Origin of the sequence: Maribacter polysiphoniae, assembly GCF_003148665.1 — a bacterium.
Taxonomy (GTDB): Bacteria; Bacteroidota; Bacteroidia; order Flavobacteriales; family Flavobacteriaceae; genus Maribacter_A; species Maribacter_A polysiphoniae.
In genome coordinates, this window is the sequence record NZ_QGGQ01000004.1 from 209,895 (window position 1) to 235,405 (window position 25,511).

25 protein-coding genes and 1 riboswitch are annotated in these 25,511 nt (G+C 40.8%); of the genes, 12 read left to right on the plus strand and 13 right to left on the minus strand.

Annotated elements, in window-relative coordinates; genetic code table 11:
- Positions 1-47: 47 nt before the first annotated feature.
- Positions 48-698 carry a TrmH family RNA methyltransferase gene (locus LX92_RS10705; protein ID WP_109650346.1) on the minus strand — a complete coding sequence of 217 codons (651 nt, stop codon included), beginning with the start codon at positions 696-698 and terminating at the stop codon, positions 48-50.
- Between the two features lie 33 nt (positions 699-731).
- Here LX92_RS10705 and LX92_RS10710 point away from each other — a divergent pair, with 33 nt between their 5' ends.
- On the plus strand, positions 732-1,424 hold the full coding sequence (locus LX92_RS10710) for an SIR2 family NAD-dependent protein deacylase (RefSeq protein WP_109650348.1): 693 nt from the start codon (positions 732-734) through the stop codon (positions 1,422-1,424).
- Here LX92_RS10710 and LX92_RS10715 read toward each other — a convergent pair.
- Positions 1,387-1,860 (minus strand): heme-binding domain-containing protein, encoded by a 474-nt coding sequence (locus LX92_RS10715; RefSeq protein ID WP_109650789.1) that lies wholly within the window; start codon positions 1,858-1,860, stop codon positions 1,387-1,389. The two genes, LX92_RS10710 and LX92_RS10715, sit on opposite strands and share 38 nt — an antisense overlap.
- Before the next feature lie 34 nt (positions 1,861-1,894).
- On the opposite strand from LX92_RS10715, the gene LX92_RS10720 reads away from it, so the two are divergent.
- Both LX92_RS10720 and purB read left to right on the plus strand, forming a co-directional pair.
- The gene (locus LX92_RS10720; RefSeq protein WP_109650350.1) at positions 1,895-2,464 is read left to right on the plus strand and encodes an adenylosuccinate lyase; all 570 of its coding nucleotides are present in this window, start codon (positions 1,895-1,897) and stop codon (positions 2,462-2,464) included.
- Between the two features lie 98 nt (positions 2,465-2,562).
- The gene (gene purB / locus LX92_RS10725) at positions 2,563-3,906 is read left to right on the plus strand and encodes an adenylosuccinate lyase (protein ID WP_109650352.1); all 1,344 of its coding nucleotides are present in this window, start codon (positions 2,563-2,565) and stop codon (positions 3,904-3,906) included.
- Between the two features lie 98 nt (positions 3,907-4,004).
- Here the strand turns inward: purB and LX92_RS10730 are convergent, their stop codons facing one another.
- The 6 genes from LX92_RS10730 to LX92_RS10755 form a co-directional block, all read right to left on the minus strand.
- Positions 4,005-4,820: a mechanosensitive ion channel family protein gene (locus tag LX92_RS10730; protein ID WP_109650354.1), complete on the minus strand. Its 816-nt coding sequence runs from the start codon at positions 4,818-4,820 to the stop codon at positions 4,005-4,007.
- Positions 4,821-5,057: 237 nt separating this feature from the next.
- A complete protein-coding gene (locus LX92_RS10735; protein ID WP_109650357.1) occupies positions 5,058-5,597 on the minus strand; it encodes a DUF4252 domain-containing protein in 540 nt (179 codons plus the stop codon).
- Positions 5,598-5,670: 73 nt separating this feature from the next.
- Positions 5,671-6,219, minus strand: coding sequence for a DUF4252 domain-containing protein (locus LX92_RS10740; RefSeq protein WP_109650359.1), 549 nt, complete (start codon positions 6,217-6,219; stop codon positions 5,671-5,673).
- A gap of 105 nt (positions 6,220-6,324) precedes the next feature.
- A complete protein-coding gene (locus LX92_RS10745; RefSeq protein WP_109650791.1) occupies positions 6,325-6,867 on the minus strand; it encodes a DUF4252 domain-containing protein in 543 nt (180 codons plus the stop codon).
- Between the two features lie 11 nt (positions 6,868-6,878).
- Positions 6,879-7,298, minus strand: a complete 420-nt coding sequence (locus LX92_RS10750; RefSeq protein ID WP_109650361.1) for a hypothetical protein — start codon at positions 7,296-7,298, stop codon at positions 6,879-6,881.
- Positions 7,285-7,794, minus strand: coding sequence for an RNA polymerase sigma factor (locus LX92_RS10755; protein ID WP_109650363.1), 510 nt, complete (start codon positions 7,792-7,794; stop codon positions 7,285-7,287). The genes LX92_RS10750 and LX92_RS10755 overlap by 14 nt, the downstream gene beginning before the upstream one ends.
- Positions 7,795-8,026: 232 nt before the next feature.
- Between LX92_RS10755 and LX92_RS10760 the strand changes: the two genes are divergently transcribed.
- Positions 8,027-9,514 carry a S41 family peptidase gene (locus tag LX92_RS10760; protein ID WP_109650365.1) on the plus strand — a complete coding sequence of 496 codons (1,488 nt, stop codon included), beginning with the start codon at positions 8,027-8,029 and terminating at the stop codon, positions 9,512-9,514.
- A gap of 87 nt (positions 9,515-9,601) precedes the next feature.
- Here LX92_RS10760 and LX92_RS10765 read toward each other — a convergent pair whose 3' ends face one another.
- Both LX92_RS10765 and LX92_RS10770 read right to left on the minus strand, forming a co-directional pair.
- On the minus strand, positions 9,602-11,017 hold the full coding sequence (locus LX92_RS10765) for a Calx-beta domain-containing protein (RefSeq protein WP_109650367.1): 1,416 nt from the start codon (positions 11,015-11,017) through the stop codon (positions 9,602-9,604).
- 5 nt (positions 11,018-11,022) lie between these two features.
- Positions 11,023-12,852, minus strand: coding sequence for a TonB-dependent receptor plug domain-containing protein (locus LX92_RS10770; RefSeq protein WP_109650369.1), 1,830 nt, complete (start codon positions 12,850-12,852; stop codon positions 11,023-11,025).
- A 34-nt stretch (positions 12,853-12,886) separates the two neighbouring features.
- A riboswitch (cobalamin riboswitch) is annotated at positions 12,887-13,111 on the minus strand.
- Positions 13,112-13,344: 233 nt separating this feature from the next.
- On the opposite strand from LX92_RS10770, the gene LX92_RS10775 reads away from it, so the two are divergent.
- The 7 genes from LX92_RS10775 to gndA all read left to right on the plus strand — a co-directional run bounded on the left by LX92_RS10775 (position 13,345) and on the right by gndA (position 20,077).
- Positions 13,345-14,493, plus strand: coding sequence for an ABC transporter substrate-binding protein (locus LX92_RS10775; RefSeq protein ID WP_109650371.1), 1,149 nt, complete (start codon positions 13,345-13,347; stop codon positions 14,491-14,493).
- Entirely contained in the window at positions 14,494-15,525 is a 1,032-nt protein-coding gene (locus LX92_RS10780) for a FecCD family ABC transporter permease (protein ID WP_109650374.1), read from the plus strand.
- Positions 15,526-15,532: 7 nt separating this feature from the next.
- On the plus strand, positions 15,533-16,330 hold the full coding sequence (locus LX92_RS10785) for an ABC transporter ATP-binding protein (protein WP_109650375.1): 798 nt from the start codon (positions 15,533-15,535) through the stop codon (positions 16,328-16,330).
- A gap of 63 nt (positions 16,331-16,393) precedes the next feature.
- Positions 16,394-17,740, plus strand: a complete 1,347-nt coding sequence (gene rmuC / locus LX92_RS10790; protein WP_109650377.1) for a DNA recombination protein RmuC — start codon at positions 16,394-16,396, stop codon at positions 17,738-17,740.
- A complete protein-coding gene (locus LX92_RS10795) occupies positions 17,737-18,102 on the plus strand; it encodes a 6-phosphogluconate dehydrogenase (RefSeq protein WP_109650379.1) in 366 nt (121 codons plus the stop codon). The genes rmuC and LX92_RS10795 overlap by 4 nt, the downstream gene beginning before the upstream one ends.
- Positions 18,103-18,105: 3 nt before the next feature.
- Complete coding sequence (locus LX92_RS10800; RefSeq protein WP_109650381.1) at positions 18,106-18,654, plus strand: acyl-CoA thioesterase; 549 nt, start codon at positions 18,106-18,108, stop codon at positions 18,652-18,654.
- A 10-nt stretch (positions 18,655-18,664) separates the two neighbouring features.
- A complete protein-coding gene (gene gndA / locus LX92_RS10805; RefSeq protein WP_109650383.1) occupies positions 18,665-20,077 on the plus strand; it encodes an NADP-dependent phosphogluconate dehydrogenase in 1,413 nt (470 codons plus the stop codon).
- A gap of 118 nt (positions 20,078-20,195) precedes the next feature.
- Here gndA and carB read toward each other — a convergent pair whose 3' ends face one another.
- Positions 20,196-23,048 (minus strand): carbamoyl-phosphate synthase large subunit, encoded by a 2,853-nt coding sequence (gene carB / locus LX92_RS10810; protein WP_109650385.1) that lies wholly within the window; start codon positions 23,046-23,048, stop codon positions 20,196-20,198.
- A 93-nt stretch (positions 23,049-23,141) separates the two neighbouring features.
- Entirely contained in the window at positions 23,142-23,300 is a 159-nt protein-coding gene (rpmH, locus tag LX92_RS10815; RefSeq protein WP_089887732.1) for a 50S ribosomal protein L34, read from the minus strand.
- A 230-nt stretch (positions 23,301-23,530) separates the two neighbouring features.
- On the opposite strand from rpmH, the gene LX92_RS10820 reads away from it, so the two are divergent.
- Positions 23,531-24,046, plus strand: coding sequence for a hypothetical protein (locus LX92_RS10820; RefSeq protein WP_109650387.1), 516 nt, complete (start codon positions 23,531-23,533; stop codon positions 24,044-24,046).
- A gap of 1 nt (position 24,047) precedes the next feature.
- Here the strand turns inward: LX92_RS10820 and cls are convergent, their stop codons facing one another.
- Complete coding sequence (gene cls, locus LX92_RS10825) at positions 24,048-25,511, minus strand: cardiolipin synthase (RefSeq protein WP_109650389.1); 1,464 nt, start codon at positions 25,509-25,511, stop codon at positions 24,048-24,050.

Consider the following 25,511-nt stretch of genomic DNA (forward strand, 5'->3'; position numbering starts at 1 on the left):
TGTCTATCAATTGATTACTTACCATTAAATATAGTGAATATTTACATTCACTCGTAATATCGTGATAATATATCATCGATACTTCTGATGGATTTTTTGGTCCAATCCAATCGTTTATCAAGTTTCTCAGCATCACTTAAATGCCACGGCAACTGTTGTTTTTTCATTTTTGTGGTAAGATGTTGCAAAATAATCGCTGCAGATACGGATATATTCAGGCTCTCTGTAAACCCGACCATCGGTATTTTTAAAAATCCATCAGCCTCCCTAAGTACTTCTGCACTAAGCCCTTCTTTTTCCGTACCAAAAAACAATGCTGTTTTATCCTCGATTTCAAATTCCTCAAGATAACAGGAATCATTATGCGGTGTCGTTGCAATAATCCGATAACCTTGCTTGCGTAAATCGGAAATACAGGATTGTGTGTCCCCATGCCGATATACATCGACCCATTTCTGGGCCCCCATGGCTATGTTCTTATCCAAGCGCTTCCCAAAACGACTTTCAATGACATGGGCTGTCTGCAATCCGAAAACTTCACAGCTACGGATTACGGCACTCGTATTGTGGAATTGATAAACATCCTCAATGGCAACCGTAATGAATTTAGTACGTTCCTCGAGCACCTTTATAAAACGTTCCTTTCTTTCTTCCGAAATAAATTCTTCGAGATAGTCTAAAAGTTGTTGATTTAACATAAATCGAATATAAGAAAAGTCTAATTTTATACCATGAAAAAAAATGTGGTAATCCTAACAGGTGCTGGAATGAGTGCTGAAAGTGGACTTAAGACTTTCCGTGATGCAGATGGATTATGGGAAGGTCATGATGTAATGGAGGTAGCTTCCCCCCAAGGGTTTTCGAAAAACCCCCAATTGGTATTGGATTTTTACAACCAACGTAGACGGCAATTGTTGCAGGTCTCCCCCAATAAAGCACACAAAGCACTGGTAACCCTAGAGGAAAAATACAATGTGAACATCATTACCCAAAATGTAGACGACCTTCACGAAAGGGCCGGTAGTACGAATGTGGTACACCTTCATGGGGAGCTTTTGAAAGTTCGGAGTACAGGTGGTGGAGATCCCATTCCCTGGCGTAAAGACCTTGTCCTTGGTGACCGCTGTGAAAGGGGATATCAATTACGCCCCCATATCGTTTGGTTCGGTGAAGACGTGCCGCTCATGGGCAAAGCCATGGAATTGACCTCTAACGCTGATTTCCTGATCATTATCGGTACATCGATGAAGGTCTATCCAGCGGCTAGTTTAATTGACTTTGTTCCCTCGGGAACCCCCATATATTTCATCGATCCAAAACCATCGATTGAAAACCGCTCCACACAGAACCTAAAGGTAATTCCTGAAAATGCAACCAAAGGGGTTCCTATTGCGGTTGCTGATTTAATTGATAAAGCACCCTAGAACGCTTGGCCCATTCGATTACCGCATTCCTTTGCTCGGCAGTCAATTGAGCCTCGGAATGGATCCAAGTATATGACTTTAGGGGCATTTCCCCATTTTCGAGAACCTCGACGACCTCCTCGAGCTTATGACTTTTTCTTGTGTCTGAATAAGTATCCCAAGTCGAGAAATTCAATTCGTCCTTACCTTCATCCACATGCTTGGAAAGAAAAAATGAAATGGGTGCGACCGTATTGTACCATGGGTAACGGGTGTTATCACTATGACAATCGTAACAGGTATTCTGCAGCATCATTCGAACCTCGGGTAAGGGATTGGTTTCCTTCAAAAAATCCGCTGTATGATTGCCCTGCGACAAATTCCTTTGGGGACGGTAAAATTGCAAGGCAATTAATATCAATAGGAGCGCTACTCCTATTTTTTTCATTATTTTCATTGGGGCGAACATTTATTCAAAAATACAAATAATTGTGACTCAAGACGACTTGATAAAATCTTTGGACTATGTAAATGCAACAAGGGAAAAACGCATGCATATGTCCAATTATATCTTGCAAACCCCCGAATTAATTGAACCTTTGTTACAAATCGCTTTTAAAGGCAAAGCCCCCGTTTCCAATAAAGCGTGTTGGATATTGGAATTTGTCCTCAAGAAAAACCTAAACCTCATCGTGCCTTATATTGACGTTTTCACCCAAAATCTACATACGCTAACCTTGGATTCCTCGGTGAGGCCCATGGCCAAAATATGCGAGATCATGATCCAGGCCTATTATTCAAAAAAGCAGAACAACATACAATCCGTATTAATCCCTAAGCACCTCGAACTTATGGCCAGTGCCTGTTTTGATTGGCTTATAGGCGAACACAAAGTCGCTGCACAAGCCTATTCCATGACCTCGTTATTGCTTTTAGGCCGTACTTTTGATTGGATACACCCTGAATTGAAAATGGTTTTGGAGCTAAACTATGCCTCGGGGAGTTCTGCCTATAAAGCCAGGGCAAGAATGACCCTTGAAAGCCTCAACCCTCTGAAATAGTGTTGAAAAGAATATACAAACAATGTTTTCCAAACCTTTTAAACTCCCTTATGAATAAGTATCTTTGCTGCTTTTAACCAAAACCAAGCACATCAGCCATGTCACTATCCCAATTGAATGCCATTTCACCGATTGACGGTCGATATAGAAATAAAACGGTTTCCTTATCCCCTTATTTTTCTGAGGAAGGATTAATCAAATACCGGGTCCTTGTTGAAATAGAATATTTTATAGCACTCTGTGAGCTTCCCCTACCCCAACTTGAATCGTTTGACACCTCAAAATTCGATGCATTAAGGGATCTCTATAAAAAATTCGATTCCTCCGATGCACAGGCCATCAAGGATATTGAAAAGACAACCAACCATGATGTAAAGGCGGTAGAGTATTTTATAAAGGATGCCTTTGACACCTTAGGTTTAAGTAAACATAAAGAATTCATCCATTTTGGTTTGACCTCACAGGATATTAACAATACCGCCATTCCCTTATCGATCAAAGAGGCCATGAATGATGTGTATGTTCCCCTTTACTTTGATCTCGTCGACAGATTGAAGGAATTGGTGAAGGAATGGGCAAATGTGCCTCTATTGGCCAGAACCCATGGCCAACCCGCTTCCCCTACCCGTCTGGGCAAGGAGATTGAAGTTTATGTAGAGCGATTGAAGGAACAATTCAACTTATTGAACGATGTTCCCAGTGCCGCTAAATTTGGTGGGGCAACGGGTAATTACAACGCACATAAAATAGCCTATCCCAATATCGACTGGAAAGCCTTTGGCCAAAAATTCGTGCAAGAGAAATTGGGGTTACATCATTCTTTCCCAACAACACAGATCGAGCATTATGACCATATGGCCGCACTGTTCGATACCTTAAAGCGTATTAATACCATCGTCTTGGATTTGGACAGGGATTTCTGGACCTATGTTTCCATGGACTATTTTAAACAAAAAATAAAGAAAGGGGAAGTTGGATCATCGGCCATGCCCCATAAAGTCAACCCGATTGATTTTGAGAATTCTGAAGGCAACTTGGGCATAGCCAATGCCATTTTCGAACATTTATCGGCCAAATTGCCGTTGTCAAGACTGCAACGTGATTTAACCGACAGTACGGTTCTAAGAAATGTGGGCGTCCCCTTTGGACACACCCTAATTGCTTTCCAATCGACATTGAAAGGACTGAACAAACTTCTTTTGAACCAAGAGAAGATTGAATTGGACCTAGAGAACAATTGGGCCGTAGTGGCCGAAGCCATACAGACCATATTGAGAAGGGAAGGGTATCCGAACCCTTATGAGGCCTTAAAGGGATTAACGCGTACCAACGCAAAAATAAATCAGGCAACCATTGCCGATTTCATTGACACTTTGGAAGTTTCGGATAGCATTAAGGCGGAGTTGAAAGTAATCACCCCTGCGAATTATACAGGTATTTAAATGGGTTAAAAGGTTGATCTAAATCAACCCTTTGAATAGATCTATAAAAAAGCCCCCTAACAAATGATGAAAGGGGGCTTTTTATATTTTGGATTTTATTATCCTTCCTTATGGATTTCCACGGAGTGTGGGTAAGGAATCTCGATACCGGCTTCATCCAAGGCCAATTTACAGTTTTCCATAGTACCGAAATACACATCCCAATAATGCTCTGGTTTAGCGTAGGGTCGCACGGCAAAATTTACAGAACTATCAGCCAATTCAGATACATTTACCGAAGGTGCGGGATCTTGTAACACCAAGGGGTTCGAGGTCAAGACATTCAGCAAGACCTCTTTGGTCTTTTTAATATCCTCTCCATAACCAACACCAATGGTGATGTCTACACGAATAACACCTTCTGCCGTATAATTGACAATATTCCCATTGGCCATGGCCCCATTGGGTATTATGGCCAGTTTATTCTGAGGGGTAGTCATTTTAGTCGTGAAGATCTCAATATCCTTTACGACCCCCAATTCGCCTTGGGCCTCGATAAGATCCCCGATTCTGTAGGGTTTGAAAATCATGATCAAGACACCTCCTGCGAAATTCGAAAGTGACCCCTGCAAAGCCAAGCCGACTGCCAAACCTGCAGCGGCTATTACGGCTGCAAATGTCGTAACATCAACCCCAAGTTGGGAAATAACCACAAGAATCAAAAATATCCTTAGTGCCCATGAAATCAAATTCAATAAAAAACCTTGCAGTGATTCATCGTAATTGCTTTTGGCCATCATTTTTCGGGCCGCACCTACAATTTTCTTGATTACCCAAGAACCAATGATGTAGATGATAATTGCAGTCAATAATTTTGGTCCGAATTCCTTGGCCAATGCTATGCCATAATTGAACCATTCTGTTGCTTTTTCCATTTTTAATAAAGTGTTATAGTTAATAGTGGAACGAAGGTAATAAATAGTCGCTGAAATAAGGAAGCTTCGCACCATCTTCTAATTATGTGTAAAAAAAGCAGGGTTGTGATATGTGTGTTGGGAATGATTCGACTCAATCCCGCTAGGTAAGAATAAAAAAACCAGTCCATAAGCCCAAAAAGAGGTTCTTACCAACTGTTTTCTTGAAAATTCCAATATTTCGGAAAGGGATGTACTTTAACCTTTAATGAAATCGGCAATTTCGTTTAGGCCCTCCCCTTTATAATCCGATTTTTGAACGGCTTGCATAAACTGCACCAGATTCGCCGGCTTCATATTGTTGCCCAATACCCTGATCAGCATAAAACCTTTCTCATCGTTGTCGCCATATATAATCACCTCATCGATTTCCTCATCATTACCTATGTATTTAACAACACCTTTACCATAGCTGGTTTTGAGCTTCATTAAATCGATAAACTTCCCATCCTTTAAAATGGCCTTCACATTGGCCTTTTCCGCTTCAAACTCCACCGTATTGGCTTCATTCTTTTTAAATGCCAATACGTTCATTTTCTTCAAGGAATTCAATGCTTCTCGTTCAGCTTCACTTAAATCCACTTTATCCATATTCAAAAGACTGGCCGGAAGATCTACGGATAGGAAATTGGGATTATCCGAATTATCGACAAAATACTCCTGAAGGCTTTGGGTGGATGAGCAACTTCCTGCAAACACAACCATAATGACCAATAGGCCTTTTATAACATTTTTCATTCTTTACGATTTATTAAGTGTAGCTAATTACAAAAAACCGGTTGTCATGGTTAATGGCAACCGGTCTTGGATTTTATCTTTTATGCTTTCCCGCTTTGTTCAATTCTTCGGGCAGGTCCATTTTCTTGGTCAAGGCACTTATTTGGTTTAAATCGATATCCCCGGTCATAGAGACCAAAACCGTCTCGAATTTTCTGCCATTTACATCGACATCCATGTCCTTCAATCCCGAGACGAACATCAACAATTCGGTCACGTGGTCTTTTTTCTTTCCGTTCCTAATATAGAACTTCACGTTTACATCCTTATCCTTGACCCGCATCAACTCTTCCAAAGAAGATGACCGCAAGTATTTACGAACGGTTGCGGACATGTCTGCCGCAACGGCTTTGTCCTCGGTGATAAAAACCTTTATCCCGTTTATTCCCTTTGCCATTTCAACAAAGTCCTTGGCTTCCTTATCATCTTCCAAGTTACCTATGGTAGTCAAAAGATCTATCATGCCTTTGTTGACGATTACGGAGCCCACATGATCCATATCCTCAAATTTATCAAAGATAGATTGGGAGAATCCTGTTAAAGGTAATAAGGCGATTGCTAAAATTAAGGTGATTTTTTTCATGATTGTCGTTTTTTTTGCCTGTTGGCATTTTGATTATTGATGATTGATTGATGAATGTGGTGGCCCAAGTGGTTTATACTTTAAACCACCAAGTTTTTTTTGATTTTAATTCTTTTTCCCGGCTTCGTTCAATTCTTCCGGTAGGTTCATCTTTTTGGTAAGTGACCCAATTTTACGTAAGTCAATGTCGCCGGTCAATGAAAGTAAAACGGTTTCGAACTTTCTTCCGTTTACCTCTACATCATTATTGATACCCGTTACAAACATCAACAATTCACTGACATGGTTTTCGTCCTTACCACTCTTGATATAGAACTTAACGTTGGCATCCTTATCCTTAACCCGCATGAGTTCCTCTAACTGTGCGCTTTTGAGGTATTGGTTCATGGTCTTCAACATATCCGCGGAAATATTCTTATCCTCGGTAATAAAGACCTTAAGGTTCTTAAGGCTTTTGGCGATATCCATAAAGTCCTTTGCTTCAGGATCATCGACCTCAACATCTATATTGGACAGCAACCGGAACATACTCTGGTTGACCACTACGGCACTTACATTGTCCAAGTCTTCGAATTTATCGAAGGTAGACTGTGAAAAGCCCAGTATGGGTAAAACTGCCAATGCAATTGTGATTATAATTTTCTTCATCATATTAATTTTTAATTTTTATTGTAAATCTTTTGTTTTGTGTTTTCAAATTCATTTAAATAAGCCACTTTTTCAGTACCTCTACTAAAGTTATCGGCCAAAAGGGTCAACGCTTTTTTTGTTTCATTATAGGCGAACTCGGCTTCTTTCTTTTCTTGGTATTCCTTACCAAAGTATATGCCAAATAACATAACGGCCATTGCGGCTATGGATAGCCATTTATAGTTTATACTTCTCTTTTTCAAAGGCAACTCCTTGGTATACCGTTCTTCCTTAGCCACGGAAAAGTACTGGAACATTGGGGCATATTGCTTTAGATGTGACGCTACACTTTCCTGTGAGAAATAAGCCCTTAGCTCTTTCTCTTCGGCTATCGTAGTAGAAGCCTCTAGGTATTTTTCCAATAGTCTTTCTATTCTATCCAATTCCATAACTATGTTTTTGCATTAATTTTTCCCTAACTGTTTTTCGTGCCCGTGATAAAGCAACGCGTATTGCCGTTGGTTTCATATTCAATAATTCACCGATTTCGTCAAAATCATATTCCTCAACATCACGTAGCTGTAATACCATTTTTTGTTGTTCGGGCAGTTCCTCCATAATCTTTTCGACCCATCCCAGACTGTCCTTGGCTTCTACCTGTTTCTGCAACGAAGAACTATTATCCCCGTAATTACTGTGAACCAGCTTTAGATTACCAGCTTGTTTTGATTTTAACCGGTCCAAACAAAAATTCTTCGTCATTGTCATGGCAAAAGCCTCTACATTTTTGTATTTACCGATATTTTCATTTTTAGACCACAACTTCATCAGTATTTCCTGAGTGGCATCCTCAGCCTCCTCCCTGGAGACCAGTAGGCGTTTGGCCAACCTATAGAGCTTATCCTTAAAAGGCATAACCACATTGAGAAATTCCGATTGTTTCATTCCTTTGATTCGTTGTTCGTACTACTTCTTCCTAGTCTACATAAGCAAGACGAAGTACAACTAATTTTGTTACAAATAATTTTTATTTCTTGTTATTGTCTTTAAATTGGGCGTCTAAACAACAAAAAGTTGCGTATATAATTTATTCAAAAGTAAATAAGTCCCCCTTTTCTTTTTTCAATTTATGGAATGGTAATTGAGGTTCTTCTTTAAAAATTGCAAAAGAAAATTTATGAAAAAGTATTTTTTGTTATTCCTTTCCCTTGGAATACTATTGGTTTCCTGTAAAAAAAGTGATGATGACCTTACCCCTCCCGATGGCCTAGATCCAGACTCTGCTGAAGTAGAAGTACAGGATTTTATGTGGAAAGCCATGAATTTTTGGTATTTCTGGCAGGAAGACGTTCCCAATCTGGCCGATGATAAATTCCCAAACACAACGGATGGAATAGCGGATTACACCGAATTCCTATCCTCTGAATCAGATCCTGGGGCATTCTTTGACAACAAATTGTTGTTTACCGAAGATCGCTTTAGTTTTTATTCTGATGATTACAGGGAATTGACACAGGCATTTGCCGGAATCAGTAAAAGTAACGGACTTGAGTTTGGATTGGTCAAATTCAGCGATAGCGATGATGTCTTTGGATATGTCTGGTATATTATACCCAACTCGGATGCCGCCACAAAGGATATCTCCCGAGGTGACCTCTTTACCGGGGTTGACGGACAAACCTTGAATGTCAACAATTACATAGAGCTCCTTTTCGGGGATAATGACACGTATACCCTGAACATGGCTGATATCGCCAACGACCAAATTACCCCCAATGATAAGGAGGTTACCCTAACAAAATTCGAGGGCTTGGTAGAAAATCCCGTTTTCCTCTCCAAAATCTTTGATATTGGAGGCGAAAAAATCGGATACTTGGTTTACAATAGGTTCACCAATGAATTTGACGAAGACCTGAATGATGTATTCGGTGAATTTAAAGCAGATGGAGTCACAAATCTCATATTGGACCTTCGGTATAACCCAGGGGGTTCGGTTAACTCTGCCCGATTATTATCAAGTATGGTTTATGGCACGAATAAGGATGAATTGTTCTTAAAACAACGCTGGAATTCAAAAATACAAGGACAATTGAGTGATTCACAATTAACGGATTACTTTGCAGAAAAAACCAGTGATGGCTCTTCCATAAATACGTTAAACCTTTCCAAGGTATATATCATTGCTACCAATAGTTCGGCTTCAGCAAGTGAATTGGTCATCAATGGGCTCGCCCCTTATGTCGATGTCGTACATATCGGCGAAACCACTAGAGGGAAAAATGAATTTTCCTTGACCATGGTAGATGACTTCGACGGCAGCTACATTTACAATGCAGAGCGCGAAAATAAAATCAACCCTGATAACCAATGGGCCATACAACCTTTGGTGGGTAGAAACGAAAATGCCGATGGCTTTTCCGATTACACCTCTGGTTTGGTTCCCGATATCGAACTTGAGGAGGACTTGGAAAACCTAGGAGCTTGGGGCGACCCTAATGAACCCTTATTGGCCAGGGCCATACAAGAGATAACCGGTACAACCGGAAAACGGGGTTTCGAGGTTAAAATGCCTGCCCATATTATGACAAATTCCAAAATGTTCTCAGTACAAAAGGACAATATGTTTTTGGACAAACCCATGCAAATGGGGAATATTCCTCAATAAATAAAATAGTATTCCAAAAAAAAAGGGCTCTAGTTATAGAGCCCTTTTTCATTTATTCCATTGGTGTTTCAGTACCTGTGCAATTGATTAACGTTCCGCAGTACCATTAAAATAAATCTCACCTGGTATGATAGATACCTCTTTAGAAGCCAATAACGAATAATCACTTAGGTCATATATTTCCAAAGACCCATTACTGGTATAATCCTTGGCATCAACACCGTAGAGCTTACCATCATTCACGGCCATATCATAAAAACTAAGTCCTGTTATTATTCCTGTTTCCGGAAGGGCAGCACTTGAAGCTTCCATGGCGTAAACCGAACTTGACATATAATAATAAAGGCTACTACCTTCAACAACCAATGCCCCTGGATGTTCTGTGGCTGCAAAATCAAAAGTATCGGCAACAGTATTGTCCGCTGTATTTATTTTATCCAATTGGGCCAAGGTCTCATTACCTGTCCAGGCAGGATTACCTCCTGAAAGCACCCATAGGTTGCCTTCCGCATCCAATTGTATGGAATTTGGTCGATCTCCAACAGTTACGGTAGTGGTTACCGTATTTGTGGTCGCATCAATAACGGTAACAATGTTATTTTGGTTATACCCTCCTTGCATGGCCACATAAATCGTATTTTCTTTTACTACTAGTCGTTCTGGGCCTTCCGCAACCGGAATCTTGGATACTACCGTGTTTTCATCAAGATCGATTACCGCAACATAATCATCTTCAGTATCACTACCATCACCCCAATTGGTGACGTAACCCTTGCCGTTGGCAATGGCCATATATCTTGGGTTCAAAAGTTCCTTATCAATAGTGGCGACAGACTCGAATGTATAACGATTGACCACTTCCACTTTTTGTGAATTATTTACTACAATATATCCGAATTCACCATTAAAGGCCATACTCTGAATATTATCGGCCCACGAATCAACATCGTTTACTGTTGCATAAACATCATTTTGGACTGTTGCATAATCGTTGGATACAAAAGAAACCGAGGCATTACCTTGGAAAAAATTACCTTCATGGGTAACTATGATACCATTTTCATAGGGATACGAGTCATTATCGGTAATTGTCAATGTCACCGCATCTTTCACCCCTATCACTAGGTCTTCCCCACCTGTTATGGTCTTAATGGTCAAAACAAGGGTCTCAAAAGGTTCAATCTCCTCATCGTCAATAAGTGTAAGGCTTTGGGCTATGGATAGGTCACCTGCGGGTAAAACTATCGAACCGGGTAGTGCCTCATAATCCTCTCCCGAAGTAGCCGTTCCGGTTACTTCATAACTAATGGTTACATCCGTATCCATGGCCATTGCAGTGCTAAAATTTATTTCAACGGTACCTACTCCTTCTTCATTGGTATCGGTAGCTGTTGACACCTCCAGTGCGCCTATTACCGGTTGATCGTCATCATCATCATTGTCGCATCCTACAAATACGAATGATGCCAGTGCTGCTGTAATAAAAAAATGTTTGAATTTCATTGGTCTTAAAAATTTAGTATTAATTGTGATTGAATATTTCTGTTTGGCATTGGTCGTAATGCAATATTTTCATAATAGGTGTCGTACACGTTGTTGAAGCTAAGACCTAGCGTATATTTTATCTTTTTTTGAAGGGTACCCGAATAATTTATTCCGACATTGGCCACATCATAACCATCCAACTCCCCTCCAATGATAGATACGGGACCATTATAGAGATGCTGATAAAACACGTTAAAATTGGATACACTATAGGAAAAGGAGGCATTGGCCTTATGAAACGGGACGTAAATCAGTTGTTCCTTGGTCGTTTGGTCTTCAGAAACGGTATAGGCGTAGTTTGCTTTGAATGCCACCTTCTGGTGCTTACCTATATCATAGCCAAGACCTAGTTCCCCTTCCGCACCATAAATCCGTACATCATCAATATTTATAGGGGACCAGATCCCGTTGCTACCAGGTAGCCATTTGATCATATCCTTGGTGGTGATATAATAACCATTTAGATTGAAGGTAACCCCTCCAAACTGCAGACGATGTCCCAAATCAACTTGATACGATTGTTCGGCCAATAAATCCAGATTACCCCCAGGCTGCCAGTAAAGATCATTAAAAGTAGGCGTCCTAAAGTTCTTTGAAGCATTCAACTGAATATCATAATGCTTATTGACGGTGTATTTTCCATCCAACGAAAAAACCAAAGGACTACTGTAGTCCGAGGAAAAATCCTGACGTAAACTTATATTATAAGCCAATTTAGGGGAAACCTGATGCTTAAGTAATGCCGTTGCGGAGAAGTCATTTCGGTTGGGGTTCCCAAAACTATCACCTTCTCCCTTATAATTATCGAATTCTAAAAAAGAGTTTAACCTAAAGGCTTTTGATAATTTCATATCCAATGAATACCGAGCCAAAAAGGTCGATACTTTCCCAAAGGAATGGTTATCGGAGTCTTTATTCTCATAGTACCTAAATTCTTCCTGTAAATAGGCCACCTTTACCTTTGAAATCGTCTTTTCCCCAAAACGGCCCCACTCCAATTGGGTACGGTAATGATTGTCTTTGTACTTGCTTCGGCCTACCGACACAAGGGTTCCCGATAAATTCCTGTCCCCGATGAAGCTTTGATGGTATAATCGCAGTACCTGTTTTTCAGAAAGCACATAGCCCGCATTGAAATTAAAGTTCAATTGTCCAAACTCCCCATTGACATTCTTTTCGTCGTTTTTTAAATATTTATAGTCGTTATCCGATTTTTTGTAATTGACCCCGAAGTTGGAAGACCATCGCGAATCGCCATAACTTTGGGTGTAATTAATGTTTTTGGTTTCAAAACTTCCGTATCCCAAAACAACCCGATGATCAAAATGGGGATCAAACCGGAGGTCGTTATTCAAGTGAACACTACCCCCAATGGCACCCGATCCATATTGAACACTGCCACCACCGCTGCGAATACCTATGGAATTATAACTCAAGGGATCTATGGTATTAAAATCGACCTGTCCGTTCAATTGGGAATTGATATTTATCCCATTCCAAATTACGGCCGTATGGGAAGCATTGGTACCCCTGAAAGCGGGAGACGAAACCATTCCATAACCATTTTCCTTAAAATAAATATTGGAATTGAAGGCCAAGAGGGAGGTCAGGGAATTATTTTGACGTCTTATGGTGCTATCCCTTAATTCCGTAACCTTATGTCCTTCAGCATATCGTTTTAACCGAATATCGGAAACAACGACTTCCTTTAATTTGATTATTGGGTTCTCTTGTGCAAAAGCACTGTTGAGGCTTAAAAAAACAAGTAATGAAAATAATGGCGTTTTATTCATACCAATGACCTTTTACCCGAAAGTCTATCGAAATTCTTAGTTTGTGAACTTGGCAGGTCTCCTGACTTGCAATTTGCGATACAACCTTCCCGATATTCTCAGTGGTATAAAGTGTATGGCAGCTATTCTTGACCGAATAGGTACTGACCAATGCGTTCAGCACATGCTTACAGTTGCGGGAACAGTTCCAGATTTTCACTGGATTCCCTTTTAATTTAGTCACCGTGAAAGTGACAAAACCAAATTCGGGGCAAAATTAAACTAAAAAATTACTTATCCCCCTTTTTTTTACTAAGTTTTACGGCCAACCAGATAAAGCCCACCACGAAGTGAAGTATTATAATCCCTGCGACTATATAAATGATGGTATTGGAGCTATCGCGCATGCTTGAATTTTTAACAAAAGTAAAATACTATCCATTCTAGAATTGTGACATTTGTTACCTTGCGGTCATTTTAACCAAACATATTAAGAATACAACCAACATTAAAATGAGATCCACTGTACTGCTTTCCCTGATTTTCTGTTTGTTTCTTTCCTGTAAGGAAAAGACAAAGGATACCTTACCCCCAACATTGGAAACCAAAACCATTGCTATTGAATATGCAAAAGGTTTTACCATAGAAAAAACAGGTTCGGGAGTTACCATTATCACTGTTTCCTCTCCTTGGCCCAATGCCCAGACCAATTTTAAATATGCGCTGGTACCCAAAGACAAAATGGCATCGATCACCCTAAACAAAGAAGAATACAATGCCATAATCGGGGTGCCCGTAAACAATATCGTCACGACTTCGACCACGCACATCCCATCATTGGAATCCCTTGGGGTGATTGATGCCTTAAAGGGCTTTCCGGACACCCAGTATGTCTCTTCGGTAAAAACAAGGGAACTTATAGCGGCTGGCAAAATAAAGGAATTGGGGAACAATGAATCCATCAATACCGAAATGGTCATTGAATTGAATCCAGAGGTTATTTTCGGTTTCAGTATCAATAACCAAAACAAAGCCTATGAGACCTTACAACGTTCCAACATCCCTGTAGTTTACAATGGGGACTGGACAGAGGAAACCCCCTTGGGCAAAGCGGAATGGATCAAGTTTTTTGCTCCTTTCTTTCAAAAGGAACAAGTGGCAGACAGTATTTTCAAGGAGATTTCCGATGCCTACAACGAAGTGAAATCGATGGCGAAGAACTCAAAGAACAAACCTACTGTTTTAAGTGGGGCCCTTTATAAGGATGTATGGTACCTACCTGGGGGGAATAGCTGGGGTGCCATGTTCTTGAAGGATGCCAATGTGGTTTACCCTTGGTCCACAACAGATCAGACCGGTAGCCTTAATTTAAGTATTGAAAGTGTTTTGGCCAAGGGCATAGATACCGATTTTTGGATTTCACCTTCCCAATTCACTTCCTATCAGGAAATGGAAGACGCCAATCGACATTACCTGAAATTTAAAGCTTTCCAAAATAAGAATGTATATACCTTTGCAAAAACAAAAGGTGCAACTGGTGGTTTACTTTATTTTGAGTTGGGACCCAATAGGCCCGATTTAATATTGAAAGATCTTATCCATATATTCCACCCTGAAATATTGCCCGAACATGAATTGTTTTTCTTTAAGCCGTTGAATTAATTGGAAAATACCGCTAAATACAAAGTTTCCTTACTCCTACTAATACTGGCATTGGTTATTTGTTTTGTGTTGAACATTAGCCTTGGTTCCGTATCCATTCCCTTTAAGGGTACTTTAAATGCCATTCTGGGGCGCGGAGTTGCCCATGATTCATGGGAATATATCGTTTGGAATTATCGTATTCCCAAAGCTTTTACCGCTATACTTGTGGGTAGTGGACTTGCCCTTAGTGGGCTTTTGATGCAAACCCTGTTCCGAAACCCACTAGCCGGCCCGTTTGTGTTGGGAATCAGTTCTGGTGCGAGTTTAGGGGCAGCCTTATTGATTATGGGCAGTGCCTTAATTTCCAGTTTGTTTTCCTATGGAATGGTCAACGATGTTTCTTTGGCAGTAGCCGCCAGTATCGGAAGTTTTTCCGTTCTTTTGGTGGTGGTGGTGGTTTCTTACCGCATCAAGGACACTATGGCCCTATTGATCATAGGCCTCATGTTCGGAAGTATGACCGCTGCCATTGTTAGCGTGCTTTCCTATTTTACAGATGCCGAGAAATTGCAACAATATATCTATTGGTCCTTTGGTAGTGTTGGCAACCTCTCCTGGTCCCAATTACTGCTACTATTGATCATTATCCTCATTGGGATTGTCCTAAGTATTATATCCATAAAACCCTTGAATGCATTTCTTTTGGGGGAAAACTACGCCCAAAGTTTGGGGGTCAACCTAAAAAGATCCCGCTATAAAATCATTATAGCCACGGGATTGTTGGCCGGGGGCATTACGGCCTTTGCCGGTCCGATCGCCTTTATCGGTTTGGCAGTACCCCATTTGACAAGACAAATCTTCAACACCACCGACCATAAGGTTTTGGTCCCCGCTGTACTGGTATATGGTGCCATTTTAATGTTGATATGCGATACCATAGCCCAATTGCCCACTTCAGCAAATGTGTTGCCCATCAACGCCATTACCTCTATCGTTGGTGCCCCCGTGGTCATTTGGCTATTGGTAAGAAAAAAGAAAATGATCTTTTAATGAAGGTATGAACAAGAAAATAACAACACATACCGCCCTGAAAGTCGAAAACCTAAGTATTGGTTACTTCTCGAAAAAGAATACCACCGTAATCGCTGACGGGATAAACTTTAAGCTACAACAGGGGGAATTGGCCGCAATCATTGGGGTAAACGGTATAGGAAAGTCAACCTTACTGAGAACATTAGGAAACGTACAAGCGAAATTATCGGGTTCAATACAATTGGATGGAAAAGGCTTAAAGAGTTATACACCGATTGAAATGGCATCGACCATAAGTGTGGTACTCACCGAGCCTCTAGCCTCAAAGAACCTTACGGTCGTAGAACTTATTGCCTTAGGACGGCAGCCCTATACCAATTGGATCGGTAAATTATCGGAAACGGACAAAACCAAGATACAAGAAGCCATCAGCATGGTAGGATTGCAGTCCTTAAAAAACAAAAAATGTTACGAGCTTAGTGATGGGCAACTGCAACGGGTTATGATCGCAAGGGCTTTGGCCCAAGACACTTCGATAATATTATTGGATGAACCCACCTCCCATTTAGACCTTCACCACAAGGTTCAAATTTTGAAACTTCTAAAGCAAATTGCCCATAAAACCTCTAAAACCATATTGGTAACCAGTCATGAGATTGAAATGACCATACAGCTTTGTGACAAGATCCTCATCATGAACAAGGGTTCCCATGAGTTCGGCGAGCCTTGTGAATTGATCCAAAAAAAGTCTTTTGAACGACTTTTCCCATCTGATACGGTGGCATTCGATCCAAAAACAGGTTCTTTTAAAATAAAAAAGTAAACCGAGGTGGTTTAAATTTTTAAAGTCAAACCTTTATCTTTACTCCAAAGAAGTATTACCCTAATGAATGTATATCTCATATATCTGCTTATTGGACTCATATGCCTGGCCATCGGTTATTTCTTGGGCAATTACATCCAAAATCTAAAAACAAAATCGAACCAAGGCACCTTGGAAGAGGAAATCAGACAGCTTGCGCTTTCCAAAACCAATTTGGAAAATCGGATCCTAAGCCTGGAAAATGAAAAAGACGAACTGCGTTCGGAAAAGGAACACCTAGGCAATGAAATTGTTCGATACCAGTCGGACTTAGAGCATTTGGACTTGAAAAACAAGGAACAAAAGGCGGAAGTCGAAAAATTACAGGAAAAGTTCACCAAGGAATTTGAGAATTTGGCCAATAAGATCTTAGATGAAAAAAGCACCAAATTTACCGAGCAGAACCAAATAAACATCAAAAACCTACTCTCACCCTTACAAGAAAAAATAAAAACGTTTGAAGAAAAGGTAGAGACTTCACAAAAAGAAAGTATCAGTATGCACTCTGCCTTAAAAGAACAGTTGCTCAACCTTCAAAGTCAAAACCTTAAAATCACCCAAGAAGCGGAAAACTTGACCAAAGCCCTTAAAGGGGATAGTAAAATGCAAGGGAATTGGGGCGAATTGGTCTTGGAGCGTGTCCTTGAAAAATCAGGTTTGGAAAAAGACCGCGAATATTCCGTTCAACAAAGTTTTACCCGTGAGGATGGTTCCCGTGTACTACCCGATGTCATCATCAACCTTCCGGATGGAAAAAAGATGGTGGTCGATTCCAAAGTGTCACTCACCGACTATGAGCGCTATATCAATGCAGAGGATGATCTACGGGAGAAATTCCTAAAAGACCATATCAATTCCATTCGAAAACACGTAGACCAATTATCGGCCAAAAAATATGAGGATCTGTATGAAATGGAGAGTCCGGACTTTGTCTTGATGTTCATTCCCATAGAACCCGCCTTTGCCATTGCCATCAACCATGACAACTCCCTGTACAACAAGGCATTTGAACAGAATATCGTAATTGTGACACCATCTACCCTATTGGCCACTTTACGGACCATCGATAGTATGTGGAACAACGAAAAACATCAAAGAAACGCCATTGAAATCGCCCGGCAAGCTGGAGCCCTATATGATAAATTCGAAGGTTTTGTGACCGACTTGACCAGGGTGGGCAAAAAAATGGATGAAGCGAAGAGCGAGTACAAAGGCGCCATGAATAAATTGGTAGAAGGTCGTGGCAATTTAGTGACCAGTATTGAAAAACTGAAAAAAATGGGGGCCAAAGCAAAAAAATCCCTTCCAGAACCTATTCTGAAACGCGCCCAGGAAGATGATTTTGAGGAGGAACCTAAACTTAAGTTATGAAAAAAGCCTTTGTATTGACCCTAACGGCCATCGTGGTCATTTTTCTTTTGATATACGCTTTTATTTACTTTGTGCCCTATAGCGAAGGGGTACGCTCCGGCGAATTGATCAAAATAAGTCGTAAAGGGGTCTTTGCAAAAACTTGGGAGGGTGAATTGAGCCAAGGGATTTCAGGGGCCCAAATATTCTCTTTCTCTATACTTGACAAGGATAAGGAAACCATTGACAAACTGAAGGAATATCAAGGAAATTACGTAAAACTGGTATATGTTGAACGTTATGCCACTTTTTTCTGGTTGGGGGACACCAAGTTCTTCGTTACCAAAGTTGAGAAAGAACAATCACCCCATTTTAGACAATAGCAAATGAAAAAATTTAAATCGGCAGAGGAATCACATGTCTCCATTACGGAATTGATGCTTCCCTCCCATTCCAATTTTAGTGGTAAGGTCCATGGTGGACATATTCTTAACCTTATGGATCAAATCGCATTTGCCTGTTCCTCGAAACACTCCCAACATTATTGCGTAACGGCATCGGTGAACAAGGTCGATTTTTTGAACCCCATCGAAGTCGGTGAACTGGTTACCCTGAGAGCCTCCATAAATTACACGGGAAGAACCTCAATGGTGGTTGGGGTACGTGTAGAATCGGAAAACATTACCACAGGGGAGAAAAAACATTGCAACTCATCTTATTTTACCATGGTCGCGAAAGACGATGATGGCAAAAACGTACCCGTACCTGGTTTAATCATAAAGGACCATCAGGGCGTAAGGCGATTTAGTCGTAGTATGAGGCGTAAAGAGCAAGCGACTAAGAGAAGTTCCAAATTCAAGGCCGAAACGTTTAAGACCGATGATCATTTGGAAAATCTGGTAGGGGAAAATGTTAAAATTGAATTGAATATATAATTTTAGGTTTATGGGACAAAAAAGGTATGATTTTGGATTGGTCGGACTTGGGGTCATGGGACGTAATTTCATTTTGAATGTGGCAGACAAAGGCTTTTCGGCTTTTGGTCATGATCTGGATGGGAACAAGGTGGCGTCCCTTCTGGAAGAAGGTGGAAATACCGATAAGATCAACGCTTCAACAGATAGCAAAACCTTTTTGGAATCCTTATCATGCCCTCGAAAGCTAATGCTTTTAGTCCCTGCCGGCAAAGCTGTCGATGCTGTCATTGAAGGTCTTTTGCCTTATTTAGATCAAGGGGATATTATTATTGATGGTGGAAATTCATTTTATAAGGATACGGATAGAAGGGAGTCCTATTTAAAATCGAAAGGGATACATTTCTTCGGTGCCGGGGTTTCAGGAGGTGCCAAAGGAGCCAGATGCGGCCCTAGTATCATGCCCGGGGGCTCCAAAGAGGCTTACCAAGAGGTAAAACCCATATTCGAAGCTGTAGCAGCCAATTTTAACGGTGAACCCTGTGTAGCCTATTTGGGTCCTAAATCAGCAGGAAACTACGTTAAAATGGTCCACAACGGCATTGAATACGGATTGATGCAGTTGACTTCCGAGATCTATGATATCCTAAAAAAAGCCGGGAATTATTCCAATCCAGAATTACAGCGACTTTTTGACTCATGGAACCACGGTCGGTTACAATCGTTCCTAGTGGAGATCACCGCAGACATCCTAAAACAGAAAGACGATAAGACCGAAGGGTATTTGGTCGATATGATCCTGGATAAGGCCAAACAAAAGGGTACCGGTAAATGGACTTCCCAAAATGCAATGGAATTGGGCATACCCATACCTACGATTGATGTCGCAGTGAGTATGCGGGAACTTTCGGCCTTAAAGGATGAACGTCTTCAGGCCCATTCCATATACCCCAAAAAAGAGTTTGAAAAAATAGATAAGGAAGCATTGGGAAAATGGGCTGAGGAAGCCCTATACTTTGGCTTTATACTTACCTACGCCCAAGGCTTTCATCAATTGACCGAGGCATCCAAAGCATATGGTTACGACCTCAATATGCCAACCGTGGCCAAAATATGGCGTGCCGGTTGCATTATCAGGGCTGGCCTTTTGGCAGACATCGCCAACGCATTCGACAAAAACAAAAGTACTACCCACTTGGTATTGAACGAGGATTTTGCCGCCAAGATCAAACCTACGCTGCCTGCTGTTCGCCATCTGGTAGCCTTTGCCGTAAACAATGGTATACCACTTCCTGGGTTAAACAATGCGTTAACCTATTTTGATGGTTTCACCACAAACCGCTTGCCCTTGAACCTGATCCAGGCCCAAAGGGATTACTTTGGCTCCCATACCTATGAACGCACCGATATGGGCGGTATCTTCCATACCGATTGGGAGATTTGAGAAAACAATAACCTAAAGAATTGAGGTAATATAATTAGGGCTATTTAAACAGTATGTTTAAATAGCCCCAATTCAATACAAAGTACACTAATTACTTCGTTGGAGTGCTGGTATTTTATTATTTGGAGAGGTACATCTTTCTTCTTGAATAAAGGTTGTAAAACTCATCATCCTTTAAACTATCGATAAACAGTATGCTTTCCCCCGTACTCTTCATTTCCGGACCTAGGTTTTTATTGACGTTCGGGAATTTATTGAACGAAAATACCGGCTGCTTTATCGCAAAACCTTCCAGTTGCGGATTAAAGTTGAAATCCTTTATCTTCTTCTCCCCCAACATTACTTTTGTCGCGTAGTTTACATACGGTTCTTTATATGCTTTGGAAATAAATGGAACCGTTCTTGATGCCCTCGGATTGGCCTCTATGATATATACAATATCGTCTTTAATGGCAAACTGAATGTTGATCAACCCAACGGTATTCAAGGCCAAGGCGATTTTTTTGGTATGATCTTTTATCTGTTGCATGACAAACTCCCCTATATTGAAAGGAGGCAAGGTCGCATTGGAATCCCCGGAATGGATACCACAAGGTTCGATATGCTCCATGATTCCAATAATATAAACATCCTTACCATCGCAAATAGCATCCGCTTCCGCCTCGATGGCACCATCCAAATAATGGTCTAAAAGCAACTTGTTGTTAGGTATTTTTCGAAGTAAATCAACCACATGGGCTTCCAACTCCTCCTTATTGATGACAATCTTCATACCTTGACCCCCTAACACATAGGATGGTCTTACCAACAATGGGAAGTCCAGTTTGTCGGCCAATTCCAAAGCCTCCTCGGCGGTTTCCGCCACCCCGAATTGCGGGAATGGGATATTGTTTTCCTCCAATAAAGTGGAAAAACTACCCCTATCCTCGGCCAAATCCAAGGCTTTAAAGCTGGTTCCAATAATCTTGATTCCGTATTTATCCAATTTTTCGGCCAGTTTCAAGGCTGTCTGCCCTCCCAATTGCACAATAACACCCTCCGGCTTTTCATGACGGATGATATCATAGATATGCTCCCAGAAAACCGGTTCGAAATATAACTTATCGGCCGTATCAAAATCCGTCGATACGGTTTCGGGGTTACAGTTGATCATTATCGTCTCATAACCACATTCCGCTGCTGCCAATACACCATGTACACAGCAATAATCGAACTCTATCCCCTGCCCTATCCGGTTGGGGCCCGATCCAAGTACCACTATCTTTTTCTTATCGGTGACAATACTATCGTTTTCAACCTTTTTAACGCCATCCGCGGTTTCGTATTCCGCTTCGAATGTTGAATAATAATAGGGAGTCATCGCTTTGAACTCCGCCGCACAGGTATCCACCAGTTTATAAATCCTATTGATGTTGAGCTCTTCCCGTTTGGAATAAACCTCGCTTTCATAGCAATCGAGCATATGGGCAATCTGCCTATCGGCAAAACCCTTCTGTTTGGCCTCCAACAACAGACTTTTCGGAAGACTGGCAATGGTATATTCCGATATCTCCTTTTCAAGAAAATGCAATTCCTCATACTGTTTCAGGAACCACATGTCTATTTTGGTGATGTCATGGATCCTTCGAAGTGGAATACCCAATTGAATCGCATCATAAATAACGAAAACCCTATCCCACCCGGGAATCGTAAGTTTGTTAATAATTTGATCGTAATCGGAATATCCCTTTCCATCGGCACCAAGTCCGTTTCGCTTGATCTCGAGCGATTGGGTCGCTTTATGAAGCGCTTCCTGAAAAGAACGGCCAATACCCATCACTTCCCCCACAGACTTCATTTGAAGTCCTAAGGTTCTGTCAGAACCTTCGAACTTATCAAAATTCCATCGCGGTATCTTTACGATTACATAATCCAAGGTTGGCTCAAAAAGAGCGGATGTTGATTTTGTAATTTGATTATCCAACTCATCCAAATGGTACCCAATGGCTAATTTTGAGGCAATCTTCGCAATAGGATACCCTGTTGCCTTTGACGCCAATGCCGAAGATCGGGATACCCTTGGGTTGATCTCAATAGCAATAATATCCTCTTCTTCATCCGGACTAACAGCGAACTGCACATTACAACCACCGGCGAAATCACCAATACTTCGCATCATTTTAATGGCCATGTCGCGCATTCTTTGAAAGGTACGGTCAGACAAGGTCATTGCGGGTGCAACGGTTATGGAATCCCCTGTATGGATACCCATGGGGTCCATATTCTCAATGGTACAGATAATCACAACGTTGTCATTCTTATCCCGTAACAACTCCAATTCGTATTCTTTCCACCCCATTAGGGCTTTATCGATCATAACCTCGTGAATAGGCGAGATTTCAAGTCCCCTACTCAATAACTCATCAAAATCCTCAGGTTTATACACAATGGATGCCCCGGCGCCCCCTAAGGTATAGGAAGCACGGATTACCAACGGAAAGCCAAATTCCTGGGCTATTTCCTTTCCTTTTAAGAAAGACGTCGCTGTTGCCTGGGGAGCCATTCCCACTCCAATTTTCAACATCAATTCCCTGAACTTCTCACGATCTTCGGTAATATTTATCGCATCGATATCAACCCCAATGATCTCAACATTGTGATCCACCCAAATTCCTTTTTCATCCGCCTCAATACATAGATTCAAGGCTGTCTGCCCTCCCATCGTAGGCAAAACCGCATCGATTTGAGGGTGTTCCTTCAATATTTCAAGAATAGATTTTGTCGTCAGCGGTTTCAGGTAAACATGATCCGCCATTGTAGGGTCGGTCATAATCGTGGCTGGGTTGCTATTGATCAAGACGGTTTCTATACCATCCTCCCGTAAACTACGAAGTGCTTGGGAGCCCGAATAATCGAATTCACAAGCTTGTCCGATTACAATTGGACCTGACCCTATAATCAATATTGACTTTAAATCTTTTCTTTTTGGCATGCTCTCAGTTTTGTTTAGATATTACAAGGATAAAAAAAAGGTGCTACTTTTAGAAAAGTAACACCTTAATATTTTAAAAAAATAGTTCTAACATTATTTTTTATGTCTCGGCTCAGAGGATACAGATAATTTTTTTCTTCCTTTTGCTCTTCTTCTAGAAAGAACTTTTCTACCATTAACGGTTGCCATGCGCTCTCTAAAGCCATGCTTATTCTTCCTTTTTCTTTTTGATGGCTGATATGTTCTTTTCATCCTCTGGCTAAATTTTTAAACTTATATTTTGTGCTTATGATTTTTGCTTATACCTCTGCAAAATCTGGGCGCAAATATACAAAGAGTTTTCGCTTTGACAAACCTAATCAAAAAAATATTTTTTTCATGCAGGTTTACTAGCTACAAGATGGTTTTTATTACTTTTGCCCATCAAGGGATTAAATATCCATTATTGGTTAAATTCATCCAAAAAACAATAGCAAACTACCATGTTCAACAAAAATATCAAACTCGTTATAGCAGGCCTGATCATTGCATATGCCATTTATCAATTTGTTGAAGGAAACATCGGAAACGGTATATTCTTGATTCTTTTTTCATTAATATTCATATTTCTTTATTTTAGGAACGAGATTATTTTACTTGCTTTTCTCAGAATGCGGAAACAAGATTTGGAAGGCACCAAAAAATGGTTGGACAAGATTAAAAATCCGGAATCTGCCCTGATCACCAAGCAACAAGGGTATTTCAACTATTTGCACGGAATCATTCTTTCCCAAAAGAACCTCACCCAAGCGGAGAAATTCTTTAAAAAAGCCTTGAAACTCGGACTCACCATGGATTATGATACGGCAATGGCCAAATTGAGCTTGGCTGGTATCGCCATGCAGAAGCGCCGCAAAAGGGAAGCTACGATGCTTTTGAACGAAGCCAAAAAATTGGATAAAAGCAACATGCTTACCGATCAAATAAAAATGATGCAACAGCAAATGAAAAAGATTTAACCTAGAGCAAAGGAGCCCATAACCTACTGATCGATTCTTGTATTTTACGGGTCATACCACGTTGTAACCACCTTTCATAATCCACTTCCTCACTTTCCAATAGATCCTTTTTGTAGATTTCCCGCATTTGCCGGTTAATTCCCGTATTGTATACCAAAGCATTGATTTCAAAGTTCAACGAAAAACTTCGATAATCTAAATTTGCGGTTCCTATACTCGTGAAATAGTCATCAATGATCATTGTTTTTGCATGCACAAACCCCTTGTGGTATCTAAAAATGCGAACCCCGGAACGCGCCAATTGCTCAATATAGGAATCCGTCGCGTACTGGGCCGCCCATGAATCTGATTTCTTGGGAATGATGACCCTAACATCCACCCCACTTCTTGAGGCTGTTGTCAAAGCGGTTAGAATTTGACTATTGGGAATTAAATAAGGGGTTGTAATACAAATGCTTTTCTTGGCCGTGTTTATGGCCGTGAACATGGCCTCCATTATATTCTCCCAATCGGTATCAGGGCCACTGGCAATGATTTGGACGGCTACAGGATCCGGTACTTTGGATTTGGATTTAGGAAAATGCCTTCCCTCCAATTCAATATCATCCTTGGCTGCAAAGTTCCAACTGAGAAAAAATGAGGATTGCAAGGCCCCTACGGCCGCACCTTGTATCCGCAAGTGGGTATCCCTCCAATAGCGCTTGTTCGTATAGTCATTATTATACTTCTTGTCAATATTGATTCCCCCTAAATAACCGATTTTACCATCGATAACGACTATTTTACGATGGTTCCTGTAATTGATCTTACTGGTGGAATTTGAGAACAATACCGGTAAGAATGCATGGTGCTGCACTCCACTGTCAGTCAGAAGTTTTTTGGATCTCGATGAAATAGTGCTTCCCACATCATCATAGATCAACCTTACCTGTACCCCTGCTCTTGCTTTTGCACAAAGCGATTCAATAATTTCAATTCCTTGTTCATCATCGACAAACACGAAATATTCCATGTGTATGTGATCTTCTGCCTGTGCAAGGTCTTTCTTTAATCTTTCAAATTTTTGCTCCCCATTGACCAGTATATCCACTTCATTCTCAAAAGTGAGTACCGCTTTCTCGTTGTGACGCAATAAATTATAGATTTTAAAGGCCCCATCACCAAATTCAGTCTTAAAGTCGAAACGCTCCTCCCTGTCCAAACTGAATTTCTTACGCCACTGCTTTAGTGACTCATTGTCGAAAATGTACTTCTTTTCAAATATTTTGTGCTTTCGATAGTCCTGTCCGAAAAAGTAATAAATGAAAATGCCCAAAAATGGCAGTATGGCCAGTATAAATATAAATGAGAGCGTTTTTACCGGATTTTTGTTCTTGAGAACGATAAGTATCGAAAAAAGAACAACCAGCACATAATTTACCCCTAAAAGAAATGGCCAAAGGTTTTCCCTAAAGAAAGAAAACAT

Bases quoted from the DNA above. Each gene is read 5' to 3' on its own strand.
- LX92_RS10710 (WP_109650348.1), top strand. From the start codon at position 732: ATGAAAAAAAATGTGGTAATCCTAACAGGTGCTGGAATGAGTGCTGAA.
- LX92_RS10730 (WP_109650354.1), bottom strand. From the start codon at position 4,820: ATGGAAAAAGCAACAGAATGGTTCAATTATGGCATAGCATTGGCCAAG.
- LX92_RS10715 (WP_109650789.1), bottom strand. From the start codon at position 1,860: ATGAAAATAATGAAAAAAATAGGAGTAGCGCTCCTATTGATATTAATT.
- LX92_RS10770 (WP_109650369.1), bottom strand. From the start codon at position 12,852: ATGAATAAAACGCCATTATTTTCATTACTTGTTTTTTTAAGCCTCAAC.
- cls (WP_109650389.1), bottom strand. From the start codon at position 25,511: ATGTTTTCTTTCTTTAGGGAAAACCTTTGGCCATTTCTTTTAGGGGTA.
- LX92_RS10705 (WP_109650346.1), bottom strand. From the start codon at position 698: ATGTTAAATCAACAACTTTTAGACTATCTCGAAGAATTTATTTCGGAA.
- carB (WP_109650385.1), bottom strand. From the start codon at position 23,048: ATGCCAAAAAGAAAAGATTTAAAGTCAATATTGATTATAGGGTCAGGT.
- LX92_RS10820 (WP_109650387.1), top strand. From the start codon at position 23,531: ATGTTCAACAAAAATATCAAACTCGTTATAGCAGGCCTGATCATTGCA.
- rpmH (WP_089887732.1), bottom strand. From the start codon at position 23,300: ATGAAAAGAACATATCAGCCATCAAAAAGAAAAAGGAAGAATAAGCAT.
- rmuC (WP_109650377.1), top strand. From the start codon at position 16,394: ATGAATGTATATCTCATATATCTGCTTATTGGACTCATATGCCTGGCC.
- LX92_RS10765 (WP_109650367.1), bottom strand. From the start codon at position 11,017: ATGAAATTCAAACATTTTTTTATTACAGCAGCACTGGCATCATTCGTA.
- LX92_RS10735 (WP_109650357.1), bottom strand. From the start codon at position 5,597: ATGAAAAATGTTATAAAAGGCCTATTGGTCATTATGGTTGTGTTTGCA.
- LX92_RS10750 (WP_109650361.1), bottom strand. From the start codon at position 7,298: ATGGAATTGGATAGAATAGAAAGACTATTGGAAAAATACCTAGAGGCT.
- LX92_RS10785 (WP_109650375.1), top strand. From the start codon at position 15,533: ATGAACAAGAAAATAACAACACATACCGCCCTGAAAGTCGAAAACCTA.
- LX92_RS10740 (WP_109650359.1), bottom strand. From the start codon at position 6,219: ATGAAAAAAATCACCTTAATTTTAGCAATCGCCTTATTACCTTTAACA.
- LX92_RS10795 (WP_109650379.1), top strand. From the start codon at position 17,737: ATGAAAAAAGCCTTTGTATTGACCCTAACGGCCATCGTGGTCATTTTT.
- LX92_RS10775 (WP_109650371.1), top strand. From the start codon at position 13,345: ATGAGATCCACTGTACTGCTTTCCCTGATTTTCTGTTTGTTTCTTTCC.
- LX92_RS10745 (WP_109650791.1), bottom strand. From the start codon at position 6,867: ATGAAGAAAATTATAATCACAATTGCATTGGCAGTTTTACCCATACTG.
- LX92_RS10800 (WP_109650381.1), top strand. From the start codon at position 18,106: ATGAAAAAATTTAAATCGGCAGAGGAATCACATGTCTCCATTACGGAA.
- purB (WP_109650352.1), top strand. From the start codon at position 2,563: ATGTCACTATCCCAATTGAATGCCATTTCACCGATTGACGGTCGATAT.
- gndA (WP_109650383.1), top strand. From the start codon at position 18,665: ATGGGACAAAAAAGGTATGATTTTGGATTGGTCGGACTTGGGGTCATG.
- LX92_RS10755 (WP_109650363.1), bottom strand. From the start codon at position 7,794: ATGAAACAATCGGAATTTCTCAATGTGGTTATGCCTTTTAAGGATAAG.
- LX92_RS10760 (WP_109650365.1), top strand. From the start codon at position 8,027: ATGAAAAAGTATTTTTTGTTATTCCTTTCCCTTGGAATACTATTGGTT.